This is a genomic window from Subtercola sp. PAMC28395, assembly GCF_018889995.1.
Taxonomy (GTDB): Bacteria; Actinomycetota; Actinomycetes; order Actinomycetales; family Microbacteriaceae; genus Subtercola.
This window is the reverse complement of the sequence record NZ_CP076547.1, coordinates 967,051-983,656: the sequence shown is the minus strand read 5'-3', so window position 1 is coordinate 983,656 and position 16,606 is coordinate 967,051. Positions and strand designations below refer to the sequence as shown.

Annotated in this window: 15 protein-coding genes and 2 tRNA genes; 5 read left to right on the top strand and 12 right to left on the bottom strand. The window is 61.2% G+C overall.

Annotated elements, in window-relative coordinates:
- From KPL76_RS04700 to pknB, 3 genes are read left to right on the top strand one after another with little or no spacing between them, the layout of a single operon-like run.
- Complete coding sequence (locus KPL76_RS04700; protein WP_216335335.1) at positions 1 to 1,455, top strand: penicillin-binding transpeptidase domain-containing protein; 1,455 nt, start codon at positions 1 to 3, stop codon at positions 1,453 to 1,455.
- Positions 1,452 to 3,203 (top strand): serine/threonine-protein kinase, encoded by a 1,752-nt coding sequence (locus KPL76_RS04695; protein WP_216335334.1) that lies wholly within the window; start codon positions 1,452 to 1,454, stop codon positions 3,201 to 3,203. Before KPL76_RS04700 ends, KPL76_RS04695 begins: the two co-directional genes overlap by 4 nt.
- Before the next feature lie 57 nt (positions 3,204 to 3,260).
- Positions 3,261 to 4,958 (top strand): Stk1 family PASTA domain-containing Ser/Thr kinase, encoded by a 1,698-nt coding sequence (gene pknB / locus KPL76_RS04690; protein WP_371733937.1) that lies wholly within the window; start codon positions 3,261 to 3,263, stop codon positions 4,956 to 4,958.
- Between the two features lie 11 nt (positions 4,959 to 4,969).
- Here pknB and KPL76_RS04685 read toward each other — a convergent pair whose 3' ends face one another.
- Genes KPL76_RS04685 through KPL76_RS04675 form a run of 3 tightly spaced genes read right to left on the bottom strand, consistent with a single transcriptional unit; the run spans position 4,970 to position 6,517 of the window.
- Positions 4,970 to 5,611 carry an aminodeoxychorismate/anthranilate synthase component II gene (locus KPL76_RS04685; protein WP_216335332.1) on the bottom strand — a complete coding sequence of 214 codons (642 nt, stop codon included), beginning with the start codon at positions 5,609 to 5,611 and terminating at the stop codon, positions 4,970 to 4,972.
- Entirely contained in the window at positions 5,608 to 5,769 is a 162-nt protein-coding gene (locus KPL76_RS04680) for a hypothetical protein (RefSeq protein WP_216335331.1), read from the bottom strand. The genes KPL76_RS04685 and KPL76_RS04680 overlap by 4 nt, the downstream gene beginning before the upstream one ends.
- A gap of 1 nt (position 5,770) precedes the next feature.
- Positions 5,771 to 6,517, bottom strand: coding sequence for a class E sortase (locus tag KPL76_RS04675; RefSeq protein WP_253202176.1), 747 nt, complete (start codon positions 6,515 to 6,517; stop codon positions 5,771 to 5,773).
- 179 nt (positions 6,518 to 6,696) lie between these two features.
- On the opposite strand from KPL76_RS04675, the gene KPL76_RS04670 reads away from it, so the two are divergent.
- The gene (locus KPL76_RS04670) at positions 6,697 to 6,942 is read left to right on the top strand and encodes a cell division protein CrgA (protein ID WP_216335329.1); all 246 of its coding nucleotides are present in this window, start codon (positions 6,697 to 6,699) and stop codon (positions 6,940 to 6,942) included.
- A 106-nt stretch (positions 6,943 to 7,048) separates the two neighbouring features.
- Here the strand turns inward: KPL76_RS04670 and KPL76_RS04665 are convergent, their stop codons facing one another.
- Positions 7,049 to 7,690, bottom strand: coding sequence for a rhomboid family intramembrane serine protease (locus tag KPL76_RS04665; protein ID WP_371733936.1), 642 nt, complete (start codon positions 7,688 to 7,690; stop codon positions 7,049 to 7,051).
- Between the two features lie 237 nt (positions 7,691 to 7,927).
- Positions 7,928 to 8,467 (bottom strand): peptidylprolyl isomerase, encoded by a 540-nt coding sequence (locus tag KPL76_RS04660; protein ID WP_205111420.1) that lies wholly within the window; start codon positions 8,465 to 8,467, stop codon positions 7,928 to 7,930.
- Between the two features lie 142 nt (positions 8,468 to 8,609).
- Here KPL76_RS04660 and KPL76_RS04655 point away from each other — a divergent pair, with 142 nt between their 5' ends.
- On the top strand, positions 8,610 to 9,128 hold the full coding sequence (locus KPL76_RS04655) for a hypothetical protein (protein ID WP_216335327.1): 519 nt from the start codon (positions 8,610 to 8,612) through the stop codon (positions 9,126 to 9,128).
- 295 nt (positions 9,129 to 9,423) lie between these two features.
- On the opposite strand, the gene KPL76_RS04650 is transcribed toward KPL76_RS04655, so the two are convergent.
- The 7 genes from KPL76_RS04650 to recF form a co-directional block, all read right to left on the bottom strand.
- A tRNA-Ala gene (locus KPL76_RS04650) sits at positions 9,424 to 9,496 on the bottom strand.
- A 14-nt stretch (positions 9,497 to 9,510) separates the two neighbouring features.
- Positions 9,511 to 9,584, bottom strand: a tRNA-Ile gene (locus tag KPL76_RS04645).
- A 52-nt stretch (positions 9,585 to 9,636) separates the two neighbouring features.
- Positions 9,637 to 10,044 carry a DUF3566 domain-containing protein gene (locus tag KPL76_RS04640; protein ID WP_205106132.1) on the bottom strand — a complete coding sequence of 136 codons (408 nt, stop codon included), beginning with the start codon at positions 10,042 to 10,044 and terminating at the stop codon, positions 9,637 to 9,639.
- The gene (gyrA, locus tag KPL76_RS04635; RefSeq protein ID WP_253202297.1) at positions 10,037 to 12,604 is read right to left on the bottom strand and encodes a DNA gyrase subunit A; all 2,568 of its coding nucleotides are present in this window, start codon (positions 12,602 to 12,604) and stop codon (positions 10,037 to 10,039) included. The genes KPL76_RS04640 and gyrA overlap by 8 nt, the downstream gene beginning before the upstream one ends.
- A 127-nt stretch (positions 12,605 to 12,731) precedes the next feature.
- Positions 12,732 to 14,693, bottom strand: coding sequence for a DNA topoisomerase (ATP-hydrolyzing) subunit B (gyrB, locus tag KPL76_RS04630; RefSeq protein WP_216335325.1), 1,962 nt, complete (start codon positions 14,691 to 14,693; stop codon positions 12,732 to 12,734).
- A gap of 120 nt (positions 14,694 to 14,813) precedes the next feature.
- On the bottom strand, positions 14,814 to 15,371 hold the full coding sequence (locus tag KPL76_RS04625) for a DUF721 domain-containing protein (RefSeq protein ID WP_216335324.1): 558 nt from the start codon (positions 15,369 to 15,371) through the stop codon (positions 14,814 to 14,816).
- Complete coding sequence (gene recF / locus KPL76_RS04620; protein WP_216335323.1) at positions 15,364 to 16,605, bottom strand: DNA replication/repair protein RecF; 1,242 nt, start codon at positions 16,603 to 16,605, stop codon at positions 15,364 to 15,366. Before recF ends, KPL76_RS04625 begins: the two co-directional genes overlap by 8 nt.
- Between the last annotated feature and the right edge of the window lies 1 nt (position 16,606).

Genomic DNA, 16,606 nt, shown 5'->3' with positions numbered 1-16,606 from the left:
ATGAATCGTGAACTCAAGCGTGTGACCATCGTGATCCTGGCGATGTTCGCGGCACTCTTCGTGTCGGTGACGACCATCCAGTTCTTCTCTGCGGATGCCCTGGCCAACGATTCGCGCAATGCCCGCACCATCTACGCGAGCTATTCGAAACAGCGTGGGGCGATCCTCGTGCAGGGCCAACCGATTGCACAGTCGGTTGCCTCTGCCGACGAGTACAAGTACCAGCGCACCTACACGAACGGCCCGTTGTACAGTGCCGTGACCGGCTACTTCACTCTCGACCAGGGTTCCACAGGAATCGAGAGCGCTCTGGATTCCGAACTGAGCGGAACCTCCGGATCCCAGTTCCTCAGCCAGCTCAACAGCGTCGTCACCGGCCAGAACCCCCAGGGAGCATCGGTCGAACTCACCATCGACCCCAAAGTACAGCAGGCTGCCTTCGACGCCCTGGGCAGCCAACAGGGTGCGGTGATCGCCGTCGAACCGAAGACCGGGCGAATCCTGGCGATGATCTCCAAGCCGGACTACGACCCGAACTCCCTTGCGGTGCACGAATCGTCTGCCGTGATCAACGCTTACAACACGCTGAACGACGACGCGGGGCAACCGCTCATCAATCGAACCCTGGCCGGAGATCTCAACCCTCCTGGTTCGACGTTCAAGATCGTCACCTCGTCGGCAGCGCTGCAGAACGCCGGCCTGAGCGCCGACTACCAGCTGCCGAACCTCTCTGGCTACCAGCTGCCCGGCAGCTCGTCCGTCGTGCACAACTCGGGGGGCGGCACCTGTGGCCCGGGTGAAAGCGTCTCGATCAAGACCGCGTTCGTGCTCTCCTGCAACATTCCGATGGCCGAGCTCGGTGTGCAGATCGGCTCGAGCAAGCTCACCGACATGGCCACGGCGTACGGCTACAACTCCGGTTTCGACTCTCCGATTCCTGTCGAGGCGAGCCAGTTCCCTCCCCTCCAAGATGATGCAGGCCTCGCCCTGTCGTCTTTCGGGCAGGCGAGCGTACGCTCATCCCCCATGCAGATCGTCGAACAATCGATGGCCGTGGCGAACGGCGGCGTCATCATGCAGCCGAACCTCGTCGACACGATTTCAGCACCCGACCTGACCGTGCTCCAGCAATTCGAAGCCAAGAAGCTCAACTCGCCCATCACTTCGGTAACGGCTTCGACACTTTCTTCATGGATGATCGAAGCCGTCAATTCGGGCGCGGCGACTAATGCAAGAATAGATGGAGTCAGTGTGGCCGGTAAGACAGGAACAGCAGAAAACGGGGCGGGTGATCCGTACACTCTGTGGTTCACAGGTTTCGCTCCTGCAGACAACCCCCAGGTTGCCGTCGCAGTGGTGGTACAAAATGGCGGCGGACTAGGCGAATCCGGCTCAGGCAACCAGATTGCTGCGCCGATTGCCAAGAAAGTACTTGAGGCGGTGCTGAACAAATGAGACCCACAGCAGGGCTCACCTTCGGGGGAAGGTACGAGCTATCCACTCGTATCGCCATCGGCGGTATGGGCGAAGTATGGCAAGCGACCGATCTGGTGATCGGCCGCAATGTCGCCATCAAGATCCTCAAAGACGAATACCTCGGCGACCCGGGCTTTCTCGAGCGGTTCCGGGCCGAAGCGCGGCACGCAGCCCTCGTGAACCACGAAGGCATCGCCAACGTCTTCGACTACGGCGAAGAGGAGGGCAGTGCCTACCTCGTGATGGAGCTCGTTCCGGGCGAAGCGCTGTCGGTCATCCTCGAGCGCGAGCATGTGCTGTCGACCGATCGTGTTCTCGACATCATTGCCCAGACTGCCTCAGCACTGCAGGCCGCCCACAACGCCGGGCTGGTGCACCGTGACATCAAGCCGGGAAACCTCTTGATCACACCCGATGGCCGGGTCAAGATCACGGACTTCGGCATCGCCAGAATTGCCGACCAGGTTCCTCTCACGGCGACCGGCCAGGTGATGGGCACGGTGCAGTACCTGTCCCCTGAGCAGGCAAGCGGCCAGTCCGCCTCGTCGACCACAGACATCTACTCTCTCGGTATCGTCGCCTACGAGTGCCTCGCGGGCAAGCGCCCGTTCAGCGGTGAGTCGCAGGTCGCCATCGCGATGGCGCAGATCAACGACGCTCCGCCGGAGCTTCCGGTGACCATCTCCGAGCCCGTGCGCAACCTCGTCATGTCGTGCATTGCAAAGAAGCCAGCTGACAGGCCTGCCTCGACCGCCGCACTTGCTCGTGCCGCAACCGCCCTTCGCCAAGGGGATGTAGCTCTTGCCGCCGCCGCGGTCCCGGCCATTCTCGGCGGCTCTGCTCTCCCGCCCAACACGGCAACCATGCTGATGCCTGCGGCCAACGGCGATCCGACCGTGGCGACAACCGTGTTGGGTGCGGGTGGTGCAGCCACTGCGAGCCTGGCAACGGCAAGCGGCATCGACTCGCCCGAGGAGAAGAAGAAGCGTTCGCCATGGACGTGGCCGCTCATCGTGCTGATCATCATTCTCGCCCTCGTGCTGGTCGGAACGATTGTCGCGCTGGTCACCGCCAACAAGGGATCAACCGCCCCCACGACGCCCAGCGTCACGGCGACAAGCGCCAGTCCCACTCCGACGAAATCTTCAACACCCAGTGCGACCCCGACCGCGACCGCAGTCGTCGTCAACGAGGCCGACCTCAAGGGCAAGACGTTCGACGCGGCCGCTGCCCTGCTCCAGGCACAGGGCCTCGGGGCGAACAGGGTTGTCAAGAACGCGGCTCCCAGTGCCGACATGGTCGACGTCGTCTACCAGGCGAGTCCGGTCGGTAACGTGGCCAAAGGCACGACGATCGACCTCACCGTCTACGGAGACGCCGTCGCGCCGCCGGCACCCACATCGACGCCGACCTCGACGCCGAAATCCGTTGCAGCGAATTCGACCTTCGTCGTCTCCTGGGCGGCGTACAGCTGCCCGTCTGGATTCACCCTCTCGAGCTACGATCTCGACGCAGGAGGAGCCACGGTGGCAATCGCGCCCGGAACCAATCCCGCAGCGACACTCATCGCGCCGGCCACAGCCGAAACGATCAGCATCTCCTACAAGGTGACCTGCTCTGCCAGCGGTGCGACCAGTGGGCTCCAGTCGGCCTCATCGCCGGCGCTGTCTCTCGTGATCACCGGCGCCGCGCCTGCCACGCCGACTCCGACACCCACCAAGCCATAGCCATCAACCGACATCCCTGCCTGGCCAGTCGGCCAGCCGACCATGGAGAGCTGCACCGTGACCGATGACAATCGCCTCCTCGCTGGGCGGTACCGCATCGGTGACATCATCGGTCGCGGCGGAATGTCGAACGTGTATGTCGGGCGTGATGAGCGACTCGGCAGACAGGTCGCTATCAAGCTCCTGAAGTCCTCGCTCGCCGGGGATCCGATCTTCCGCACCCGCTTCCGCCAAGAGGCCCAAGCCGCCTCTCGAATGGCCCACCCGACGATCGTCCGGGTCTTCGATGCCGGTGAGGAGCGCGTCAGGGAACCGGGCGGGGCTGAGGCCATCGTTCCCTTCATCGTGATGGAGCACGTCCAGGGCATCCTGTTGAAGGACTTGATCAGGCAGGGGCCTGTAGACCCCGCTGAAGCTGTGCGGATCACCGACGGAATCCTCACTGCCCTCGAGTACTCCCACCGGGCAGGAGTCGTGCACCGCGACATCAAGCCCGGCAACATCATGCTCACGAACTCCGGCCAGGTGAAGGTGATGGATTTCGGTATCGCCCGTGCCATCTCCGATTCGTCAGCGACAGTTGCCCAGACGACAGCAATTCTCGGAACCGCCCAGTACTTCTCTCCAGAGCAAGCGCGCGGCGAGTCGGTGGATGCCCGAACTGACCTCTACTCGACCGGCATCGTACTCTTCGAACTGCTCACTGGCAGGGCACCCTTCCGCGGCGAGACTCCCGTTGCGGTTGCGTACCAACACGTGAGTGAGGCACCAGTCGCTCCAAGCTCGATCAATCCAAAGGTTTCGCCGGCGCTCGACCAGGTCGTCGCCCACGCCCTCGCAAAAGATAGGTTCGCCCGCTTCCAGAGTGCAGCGGACTTCAAGGTCGACCTCCAGATCGCGGGCGCCGGCAAGATCCCCTCGAAGCGACTGCCGGCAGAGGATTTTCAGGCATCGCTGTTCGGCGCTCCGCCCACACTGACCTCTGGCTCTGACTCCGCGCTGACGCAACTCGCCGGCGATGACGAGTACGCCGTTCGCACGCAGTCGCGCCCTCCGGTCATCTGGATCTGGGCGGGGATAGCCAGCGTTGCCGTGATTCTCATCGCGATTCTCTTCTGGGTCTTCACGCTTCGCGAAACCACCATCGTCCCTGACTCGTCGCGAATCATCCCCATCGTCACAGGCCAGACCTATGACGGCGCGAATGCGACCCTGCAGCAACTCGATCTGGTCACCCAGCGGTTCGATGAGAACTCGCCAACCGTGCCGTCAGGCCAGGTGATCAGAACAGATCCGCCTTCAGGTACCGTGGTGCAACCGAAGACTCTCATCAGCATCTACGTCTCCGCAGGAAGACAGGCCGTCTCCGTTCCGAATGTAGCCGGTTCGTCGGTACCAGACGCTTCAGCGAAGCTCACAGCGCTCGGGCTCCAGATCGGCCTCACCAACAAGCAGAACTCGGCAACCGTTCCGGCTAACACGATCATCAGCACAGATCCTGCGGCTGGATCCCAGAGCTTTGTCGGAGACACTGTGAACTTTCTGGTCTCCAATGGTCTGGTCACGGTACCCGGCGTGGAGAATCAGCCCCTCGACCAGGCGACCGCTACGCTCACGGGATTGGGGCTGACGGTGAAGACCGAACTCGACACCACGTGTAAGAGTGTCGCCGGGCATCCTGTGACGACTCAGTCGATTGCGGCGGGTGACGCGCCACAGGCGTCCGAGATCACACTCAAGTACTGCTCAGGCTGACGCGAACCGGCTCAGGCTGGGCTGTGCATCAAAGGGCTCAATGGCTCAGCCGCGGCCTTGGCAGACTCCAGGCCAGCGGTCACAAGCCAATTCGCGAGCATCTGGTACCCACCCTCGGTGAGAACCGATTCGGGGTGGAACTGCACGCCGTAGATGGGTGCGATGCTGTGACGAAGACCCATGATCACTCCACCCTCTGTTCGTGAGGTGATGACGAGTGTGTCGGGAACCGTTCCGTCGACGACTGCGAGTGAGTGATATCGCGTCGCGGTGAAGTTCTGCTCGACACCGTCGTAGAACGAACTCTCATCATGAACGATGATCGATGTCTTGCCGTGCATCAGCTCTTCGGCGTTCGTGACGGTCGCGCCCATTGCCTCGGCGATCGCCTGGTGCCCCAGGCAGACGCCGAGAAGTGGTGTCCGGGTTTCGAGCGCCGCCCGCACTACCGCTATTGAGACCCCTGCATCTGACGGTTTACCGGGCCCCGGTGAGATGAGAACGGCGTCATAGTCAGCCAGTACCGTCGCGACGTCTTCGGGCGCGAATGAGTCATTGCGTACGACGGTGGTTTCGGCCCCGAGCTGATGCAGGTAGCCATTCAGCGTGTAGACGAAGCTGTCGTAGTTGTCGATGACGAGCACATGGGTCATTGGTTAACCGTAACGGGTTGCCCGGGGGTCAACATGACGTCGACCCACGGAAAGATCCCGAAGAACAGCGCCGCCAGAATCACGATCAAGAGAATGAGAAGGAGAAGAATCCGCAGCCAGACCGGGCCCGGCAGGAGTCTCCACAGTGCGGCGTACATCTCACGCACCCTTTCCGGTGAGTCCGGCGATTTCTGCCGGGGCCCCAGCGTTGCGGGGCGTGAACGACTCGAGAACTCCGTAGGCGATGATTCGCTCCGACGCGATGTACAACGGGTTGCAACTCGTGAGAGTGATGATGCGGTCTGTGGCCGCCACCGACGTCACCTGCGGCACGGGAGACAGCACCCCGACCTCCTCTGGTGTCACATATTCAAGATCACGAAATCGGTAGGTGTACCAGCCGTCCTGAGTTTCGACATAGATGGCGTCACCGAGCTGGAGTTCATTGATCTTGATGAACGGGCTGCCCCAGCCATCCCGATGGGCTGCGATCGCGAAGTTGCCCACAGCCCCTGGCATCTGGCTCTGCTCGTAGTGACCGGCACCCCCTGCATTGAGGACCGTACGAGCGTCTACGCCTTCAGCCACAGTCCGTTTGTAGTCCGCCCCGAATCGCGGCACGTACAGGACGGCGAACTGTTTGGTCTCTGCCGGGGCCGCCATCACCGGGGGCGCGTCCGCGGCTGACGCCCCCGGTACTGCCCCAGACGACGGTGACGTGGTCGGCACTGCCTCTGTGGGGCCCGCAGTCGGCGCACTCCACTGCTGTGAGAGCCCGGATGCGTCGTTGGACTGTGCCGCATTCAGCGCAATTCCTTGAATCCACAGTTGCCAGCCGAGAAAGAGGAACACGAGCACGCCCGCGGTGATCAACACCTCGCCCGCCACACCCACTACTGCGCGCACGACCGACCCACCTGAGCGCCGTGATCCTGAATGGCGCGAGGGGAGCCGGTGTGAAGATGAGTTTTTCTCTGGCACGTCGTCCATACTATGAGCGGAAGGTGGGGTATCGCTGAATGACTAACAGGCTATCAAGTGAGCATTTGAGCGAGTCAACAGCATTCCCGGCTAGAATCGTCGGCATGGCACGCGAGAAGACACGACCAGCCCAGCAAGTAGCGCAGAAGACCTCTGACGACAATGCCGCGCCCAACCCGGTGTGGTTCAAGCCAGTCATGTTCGGCTTCATGTTGGTTGGGCTCGCGTGGATCATCGTCTTCTACGTCAGCCAGGGCACGCTGCCCATTCCCGATCTGCAGAGCTGGAACATCCTCATCGGATTCGGCATCGCCTTTGTGGGCTTCTTGATGACAACACGCTGGCGCTGAGGTCTGGCCCAGCTTCGTAGCCCACGCGCGGCATTCGCACAACAATTACACCAATGTAATTATCCCCAATGTGAGTAAACCTGTGCATAACTTTGAGGAGAGTGCCTCAAACGAATGCGCGGACCACCGTCACAGCGATGAGTAGAACGAAGAGTGCGGCCGTGAGACCAACCTGCAGCCACTGCTGCCTGCGCTGACGCGTCTCGATGAAGATCATTCCCACCAGGGCTCCAACGACCAGCCCACCCACATGGGCCTGCCACGAGATCCCCGGCACGAGGAACCCGATGGCCAGGTTCAGGATGACCAACACAACCAGTTGCGACATGTTGCCGCCAAGCTTACGGACGATCACAAACGTCGCGGCCATCAGACCGAAGATCGCTCCTGACGCCCCGATCACTGCGCTGGTGCCCGGGGTCAGCAGATCAATCGCCACCGCACCACCGATGGCCGAGAGCAGATAGAGCACCAGGAAGCGCCAGCGACCGATCATCGGCTCCAGCACCCGTCCGAAGATGTACAACGAGTACATGTTGAAGGCGATGTGCAGAATGCTGAGGGGCGACGAAATGCTGAACGGGTTGTGGACGAATGCGTACGTCAGCATTCGCCAGGGCTCGACAGGGAAATAGCCGGTGTTCTGCACGTAGACACCAGCGAATTGAAGTGCTTCGGTCACGCCGAGCGCCGGCACCAGTTGAAGAATGAAGACAAAGACGGTTGCGGCGATGATGCCATACGTCACGACGGGAGCAGATGAACCCCTGGTCGTCGCCCTGGCCGCCCTGACGAACGCCGGACGTCTCTTGTATTCAGGCCCTGAACTCGCCGCTCGTGCACAGTCGACGCAGTGCACACCGACCGCAGCCTGCACTTGGCACTCTGGGCACACTGTGTTGCCACAGCGCTGGCAGAGGATGTAACTCTGCCGATCGGGGTGGCGGTAACAGAAGTTCGTCGCCGTCTCCGGGCTGGATGACAATTAGACCTCTGAGACCTCAACACTCTCGATGACAACAGCATCAAGAGGTCGGTCGTAGGAATCCGTGGCGACAGCCGCGAGCTTGTCGACGATACGGCGGGAGGAATCGTCGGCAACCTCACCGAAGATGGTGTGCTTACCGTGCAACCACGTTGCCGGCCCGACGGTGATGAAGAACTGCGAGCCGTTGGTTCCCTGGCCGCCCTGAACGCCGGCATTCGCCATGGCCAGTACGTAGGGCTCGCTGAAACCGAGCTCAGGGTTGATCTCGTCGTTGAACCGATAACCCGGACCACCGGTGCCGTTGCCCAAGGGGTCGCCCCCCTGGATCATGAATCCCGGGATGATGCGGTGAAAGATACTGCCGTCGTACAGCTTCGCGTTCGTGGCCGCACCCGTCTTCGGGTCTGTCCACTCGCGCTCACCGGTGGCCAGGCCGACGAAGTTCTTGACGGTCTGGGGAGCGTGGTTGCCATACAGGTTGACGGTGACGTCACCGAGGTTCGTGTGGAATGTTGCGACATGGGTGTGCTTGGGCATGGAACAATTCTGTCACACCCCTTCCGCCGCACAGTCAAGGGTCAGCGTAAAGAAAGCCGATGGTCAGCTACCAATGTGGGGCCGCGACCATTTGCGTGGCAAGATAAGGGTGATCCGCGTTGTCAGCCGATGGAGGTTTCTGATGAGTCTCACCCGTAAGCGCCGGAAGGCATTGAAGCGTCTGCGCAGCAGCGCTGAAGAACTGTGGCTTGACCAGCAGTCGATCCTCGACCGCGCCAACCACGTGGCCCACGAGGCAAAGCTTCAGCTCGGCGAACTCACGAAAGAAGAAGTGGTTCCCCGCGTCCGCACCGCGACCAGCCAGGGCGCCACCGTGCTCGCCCGCAATGTCGCAGCCGCAAAGGTGGCCGGCGAACAGGCCCGCGCCCGCTTCGCGAGTGACTATCTCCCCGCCATCGGTGGTGCACTGGGTTCAGCAGCTGCAGCGATCGGCGTCTCGGAGAATCCCACTGTGAAGAGCGTTCTGGCCCGAACCCAGCCGCCAGCCGCGAAGAAGGCGGCTCACATCGGCGCCTACTTCGCTATTGCCGCTGGCGTTGTCGCCGCAGTCGGCATCGGTTACGCGGTGTGGCAGACCTTCCGCGCCGACGACGAGTTGTGGATCAGCGAAGACGAGCTCGACACTCCTCCCACCGCCTGACTCTCTCTCAGAAGAAACCCGGCCGCGCTTGGCGCCGCCGGGTTTTTTCATGCCCTCCAGCGCGGGGACGGGCGAAGCCAAACGAAACCCTCCCACAGAGCTTCATACGCGTTCGCCCGGCAGGGACGGGCGAAGCCAAACCGCCGATCCACACGGGACTGAGATGAAGAAAATCGAGCGACCGCGCTCGATCGGTTTTCTTCGCGTTCGCCCGGCAGGGACGGGCGAAGCCAGAAGTCAACACCACCTCCTGGGCTCCACAAAAAAAGACCGGCACAAGGCCGGTCTTTTTTCGTGGAGCCTAGGAGAATCGAACTCCTGACCTCCTGCTTGCAAAGCAGGCGCTCTACCAATTGAGCTAAGGCCCCGTGAGGGTTTTGTGTGGGGGTACCGGGATTTGAACCTGGGACCTCTTCATTATCAGTGAAGCGCTCTAACCAACTGAGCTATACCCCCATTAGGGCTGTTTTGTCGGAACCCGACGCAACTTCTCTATCTTACCCATTACCTACTTGTTCGTGAAACCGAGCATGACTCCGCCAGTGATCTTCACTGTCAGGTTGTAGAGAACAGCAGCGATTGCACCCAGGGCGGTGATGACGATCACGTCGAGAATGGCGACGATGATTGCGAAACCCATGACCTGGCCGAGAGAGGCGAAGTCATTCAGGTTGAAGTTGCCACTGCCGGCAATCTCCGTCAGCACACTGTTGATCGAGTTGAAAACACCCGTCTGGTTGAGGAGCGACCAGATCAGGAATGTCGCCACCACGGTGACGATACCGAGAATGATCGACCAGAGAAATGAGAGCTTCAAAATCGACCAGAAGTCGACGTAGACCAGCCGAAGCCGAACCTGCTTGGTCTGTGCGGGCCGTGATGACTTCTTGGCGAGCTTCTCGGCTACGTTACTCATCGATTACTCGATCCTCTTCTTCGGTCTCGCTCGGGGTTTCAGGGGAGTCACTCACGACTGGGGCTGCGGTATCAGCTCCGCTTGTCACGGTATCGACGGTTGCCGACTCTTCAATGACCACAGCACGTTCCGTGTTCTTTGCCAACGCGATGATGCGGTCCTCATCGGCAAAACGAGCGAATACGACGCCCATGGTGTCACGGCCCTTGGCGGGCACTTCAGCCACGGCAGAGCGTACCACCTTGCCGCTGGCAAGAACCACCAAGACCTCGTCGTCCTCGTCGACGATGAGCGATCCGGCCAGGTCGCCACGGGCATCCTGCAGCTTGGCTACCTTGATTCCGAGCCCACCGCGACCCTGCAACCTGTACTGGTCCACCGAGGTGCGCTTGGCAAAGCCACCTTCGGTGACGACGAACACGAATCCGTCTTCAGTTACCACTGACGCATCGAGAAGGTAGTCCTCGTCACGGAATTTCATGCCGATGACACCAGCGGTCGATCTGCCCATGGGGCGAAGGGACTCATTCGACGCCGTGAAGCGGATAGACATGCCCTTCTTCGAGACGAGGAGCACGTCGGAATCCTCTTCCACGAGCAGAGCCGAAACGAGTTCGTCCCCTTCACGGAGGTTGATGGCGATGATGCCGCCTGAGCGGTTGGTGTCGTATTCACTGAGGGCGGTCTTCTTCAGCAGGCCCTCCCTGGTCGCCAGAACCAGATAGGTTGCGGCTTTGTAGTCCCGAATGTCGAGCACCTGGGCGATCTGCTCATCCGGACCAAGGGCGAGAAGGTTTGCGACATGCTGACCCTTCGCATCGCGCCCTGCTTCCTGCAGTTCGTAGGTCTTCGCGCGGTACACCCGGCCCATGTTCGTGAAGAAGAGCAACCAGTGATGGGTGGTCGTGACGAAGAAGTGCTCCACGACGTCGTCTGCTCGCAACTGGGCGCCCTTGACTCCCTTGCCACCACGATGCTGGCTCCGGTAGTTGTCGCTTCGAGTTCGCTTGATGTAGCCACCACGAGTCACGGTGACGACCATCTCCTCTTCGGGGATGAGGTCTTCCATGTTCATGTCACCGTCGAAGCCGAACATGATCTCCGTGCGGCGATCGTCACCGAACTTCGCAGCGATCTCGGTCAGTTCGCTGATGATGATCTCGCGCTGGCGCTCAGGGCTCGCAAGAATCACATGGTACCCATCGATCTCGACCTGCAGCTCGGCGGCTTCATCGGCGATCTTCTGTCGTTCGAGAGCGGCCAGGCGTCGCAACTGCATCGTGAGAATCGCATCAGCCTGGATCTCGTCGATCTCGAGCAGGCTCATGAGGCCGAGACGGGCGTCTTCGACAGTCGCCGAACGCCTGATGAGCGCGATGACGTCGTCAAGGGCATCCAGAGCCTTGAGGTACCCACGCAGAATGTGCATACGCTCTTCTGCGCGGCGAAGACGGAACTGGGTGCGGCGCACGATGACGTCGATCTGGTGGGCGACCCACTCGGTGATGAACCCATCGATCGGCAGCGTTCGGGGAATACCGTCGACGATTGCCAGCATGTTCGCGCCGAAGTTCTCCTGCAGCGAGGTGTGCTTGTAGAGGTTGTTCAGCACGACCTTCGCAACCGCATCTCGCTTGAGCACGATGACCAGACGCTGGCCTGTTCGACCCGACGTCTCATCGCGGATGTCGGCGATACCGCCGATCTTCCCGTCTTTCACGAGGTCCGCGATCTTGATCGCGAGGTTGTCGGGATTCACCTGGTACGGCAGCTCAGTGACGACCAGGCAGTTGCGACCCTGCAGCTCCTCAACACTGACAACGGCGCGCATGGTGATCGAGCCCCGCCCCGTGCGGTACGCATCGTGAATGCCCTTCGTACCGAGAATCTGGGCGCCGGTGGGAAAATCGGGCCCCTTGATCCGTTCGATCAGGGCGTCCTGAAGCTCTTCACGGGTGGCGTCAGGATGCTCGAGGTACCAGATCGCGCCCGATGACACTTCGCGCAGGTTGTGGGGTGGGATGTTCGTGGCCATGCCGACCGCGATGCCAACGGAACCGTTGACAAGGAGGTTCGGGAAGCGGCTTGGGAGCACAACCGGTTCGAGAGTGCGCCCATCATAGTTGTCCTGGAAGTCGACGGTCTCTTCCTGGATGTCCCTGACCATCTCGAGCGCGAGGGGAGCCATCTTGGTCTCGGTGTAGCGGGGGGCCGCAGCACCGTCATTGCCCGCGGACCCGAAGTTACCCTGGCCGAGGGCGAGCGGGTACCGGAGGCTCCACGGCTGGATGAGGCGCACGAGCGCGTCGTAGATGGATGAGTCACCGTGCGGGTGGAACTGGCCCATGACCTCGCCGACGACACGCGCTGACTTGGAGAAGGCCCGGTCAGGCCGGTAACCACCGTCGTACATCGCGTAGATCACCCTGCGGTGGACAGGCTTCAGGCCGTCTCTGACATCGGGAAGCGCTCGACCGACGATGACACTCATCGCATAGTCGAGATACGAACGCTGCATCTCGAGCTGCAGGTCGACCTGCTCGATACGGTCGGTCATCATGCCTCGGGAGTCCGGGGCAATGGAGTCGCCTGTTGGTGTTTCGTCAGTCATGATTCTCTATCTGTCTTGTGGACGTGCTCTGTCTGGGTAGCCGCACGTTCGCGGCGCATCACAAACCGAACGGGTGCTAGATGTCGAGGAACCGAACGTCTTTCGCGTTCTTCTGGATGAAGTTGCGCCTGGACTCAACGTCTTCACCCATGAGCGTCGAGAAGATCTCGTCTGCCGCTGCCGCATCATCGAGGGTTATCTGGCGGAGAGTGCGGGTGTCGGGGTCCATCGTGGTGTCCCACAGCTCTCGGTAGTCCATCTCACCGAGACCCTTGTAGCGCTGGATGGCGTTCTCCTTCGGGATACGCTTTCCGGCGGCCGCACCGTGCTCGAGGAGTGCGTCACGCTCCGCATCGGAATAGACGTACTCGTGGGGAGCGTTCGACCACTTGAGGCGATACAGCGGCGGCATGGCCAGGTACACGTAGCCCAATTCGATCAGTGGGCGCATGTACCGGAAGACCAAGGTCAGCAACAGGGTTGTGATGTGCTGCCCGTCGACGTCGGCATCGGCCATGAGCACGATCTTGTGATATCTGGCCTTGTCGGGGTTGAAGTCCTCGCCGATGCCCGCGCCGAACGCCGTGATCATCGCCTGGACCTCGTTGTTGCCGAGTGCGCGATCGAGGCGTGCCTTCTCGACGTTCAGGATCTTCCCACGCAGAGGGAGGATGGCCTGCGTCTCCGGGTTGCGACCCTGGATGGCAGACCCGCCGGCCGAGTCACCCTCGACGATGAAGATCTCGGATTTCGCAGGATCGCGGCTCGAGCAGTCCTTCAGCTTGCCGGGCATGCCGCCACCTTCGAGCAGACCTTTACGTCTCGTCTGCTCACGGGCCTTCCGGGCGGCCATTCGTGCCTGCGAAGCCTGGATCGCCTTACGGATGATCTCACGAGCCTCGGTCGGCTTGCGGTCGAACCAGTCAGCGAGTTCCTTGCCGGCGACACGTTGCACGAAGGCCTTAGCCTCGGTGTTGCCGAGCTTGGTCTTCGTCTGGCCTTCGAACTGCGGCTCGGCGAGCTTCACCGAGATCACGGCGGTGAGGCCTTCGCGAACATCGTCGCCGGTGAGGTTCTCGTCTTTCTCTTTCAGGATGCTCTTCTCGCGGGCGTACTTGTTCACAAGCGTGGTGAGAGCCGCCCGGAACCCCTCTTCGTGCGTGCCGCCCTCATGCGTGTTGATCGTGTTGGCGTACGTGTGCACGCTCTCGGTGTACCCGTTGGTCCACTGCATGGCGACCTCGAGCGAGATCTTGCGATCGGTGTCTTCGCTCTCGAACGAGATGACTTCATCGTGGACGAGTTCGTTCTTCTTCGCGCGGTTCAAGTATTCGACGTAGTCGACAAGGCCCTGTTCATAGAGATAGCTGACGACGACGTCTTCTTCACCGCGCTCATCGGTCAGAGTTATTCGCAGACCCTTGTTGAGGAAAGCCATCTGCTGAAAACGCGCACGCAGCGTCTCATAGTCGAATTCGACTGTCTCGAAGGTCTCCGTGCTCGGCCAGAATGTTGTCGTCGTGCCCGTCTCTGTCGAGACCTCGTCTTGTGAAAGCGGTGCCTGGGGAATGCCGTGTTTGTAGCTCTGGCGCCAGACATGGCCCTGGCGACGAACTTCGACGTCGAGTTCGGCCGACAGTGCGTTGACGACGGAGATGCCGACACCGTGCAGGCCGCCCGAAACGGAGTAGCCGCCTCCGCCGAACTTGCCACCGGCATGCAGGATCGTCAAGACGACTTCGACCGTCGACTTGTTCTCCTGCTTGTTCAGATCGACGGGAATTCCCCGGCCGTTGTCGACGACACGGATGCCGCCGTCTTTACGCATGGTGACCAGGATGGTGTCGCAGTAACCGGCGAGAGCCTCGTCGACCGAGTTGTCGACGACCTCGTAGACGAGGTGGTGAAGTCCACGCGGACCGGTTGACCCGATGTACATTCCCGGACGTTTGCGGACCGCCTCAAGACCTTCGAGAATCTGGATGGCGTCTGCGCCGTACTCGGTTTCGGAGTCCGACTGATCAAGTGGGGATGTCATGGATATAAGGGCTCCAAAGCAAGAAAGGGCGACCCTTCATTCTACCAAACTATGCTCGCGGCACGAGCTTTGCTGGCGATCTGGGGCGTTTATTTTGGCGGGGTGACCAGTTTTGCCTTGTCAGCCGTAGGTATCGCGAGGGCCCCGCCCTGGAATTGATCTGGAACCTCTTTTCCATGATGGAGCGTCAGGGGCAAGAAAGCGCACTGACTCGATTCCGGCATCGGGGTACTCGACAGCGATGCGTGTAAGGATCATCGTTCGCATATGTCTCAGCTGCGTTGCCCACGCGGTCGAATCACACTGCACAGAAAGAACAGAGTCGGTGATATCTGCCGGATGACTGTGTTCGGCAGTTTCGGCGCCGGCAATCTCCTTCCACGCCAGCATCAGATCTGACTTCGCAAGTGAACCGCTCCACCCCAGCTCACTCGTGAGTCCGTCGAGCACCGAGCTGATGCCCCGGGGGTCCCTTCCGGTGCCATAGGGAACCGATTCGCCACTCGGAATCCGCCGGAGCTTCGTCTTCGACCGGCCGATCAGGCGGGCGTCGCCGAACATTGTCTTGAACCTCGTGTAGACCGACGCGGATTCGCCGAGCTGTGGTTCTTCTCCAGGATGAACCTCCGATGGCGTTCCGTTCTGAGCCGGGACCGCCAGCGAATTGTCGTCAGTCATTTGTCCCTCCGCCTTCACCCGGTGGGCCGTCGGCATCGGCATTCTGATCGATGATCGCGCCTGCGTCGATATGAACCGTGTGAGCAGCGAGCTCGACAGGAACATCCTCCAATACTGCCGCTGTGATGAGGACCTGCTCGAAACCCCCGACCGCCGCCGCGAGGCGGCCCCGCCGCGACTGGTCAAGTTCAGCGAACACGTCGTCGAGAATCACCACGGGGTCGCCCGTCCGGGAGTCGGCGCGCATCAGCTCTGCCGATGCGACCTTCAGGCCGAGGGCGAAGGACCAGGATTCACCGTGACTTGCATATCCCTTTGCCGGCAGGGAATTCAACTCGAAGACCACGTCATCCCGATGCGGGCCCACAAGAGTGATTCCCCGGTCGATCTCCTGTTTGCGAGCCCCAGCGAGGGAGGCCCGAAAGACTTCTTCGACCCCCGCCCTCGTCTCGGGCATTCCGTTGCCAGCGCCGGAAGAGAGTGCAACAGGGTCGACAGAACCCGAGTCCTGCGGGTCGTCGTCTGTATTCATGCCGGGCATGATGCTCAGTCGGTTCGTCAGGCGTGGAGCGTGGTCCGCTCCTGCCACGGCCCGGTAGGCCGCATCGACAAGTGGGCGGAGCTCAGCCACCAAAGCGGCTCGCTCGGTGATGATCTCCGAACCCAGAACGACCAGCCGATCATCCCAGATCTCGAGCGTCGAGAGCCCCGACCCGCGTACTCCCGCATTTCTGGCTGACTTCAGCAGAGTGTTTCGTTGACGCAGCACCCGGTCGTAGTCTGCCGTCACTCCTGCAAGCCTGGGCGTTCTCGCCACCAGCAGTTGGTCGAGGAACCGGCGCCGCACCGACGGGTCTCCCCTCACGAGCGCCAGGTCTTCCGGAGCGAACAACACGCTCGAGAAATACCTCGGTATCTCGCGCACCTTGACCACACTGCGATTGACCTGGGCTCGATTGGGCTCACTTCTGTTCAACTGCAGTTCGACGAGCAGTTCGCGCTCCTCGTGCTGCAGGCGTGCACGGATGATCGCCGCCTGGGCCGAGCTCTTGATGAGTGCCTGGTCGTTCGACACCCGGTGCGAGCCGAGCGTGCTCAGATATCCCAGCGCCTCGACCAGATTCGTCTTGCCTTGCCCATTACGGCCCACGAACAGGTTAGGGCCGCCGAACAGCGTGACCTCCGCGCGGGAATAGTTCCGGTAGTCGGTGAGGCTCAGGTGACGGACTAACACT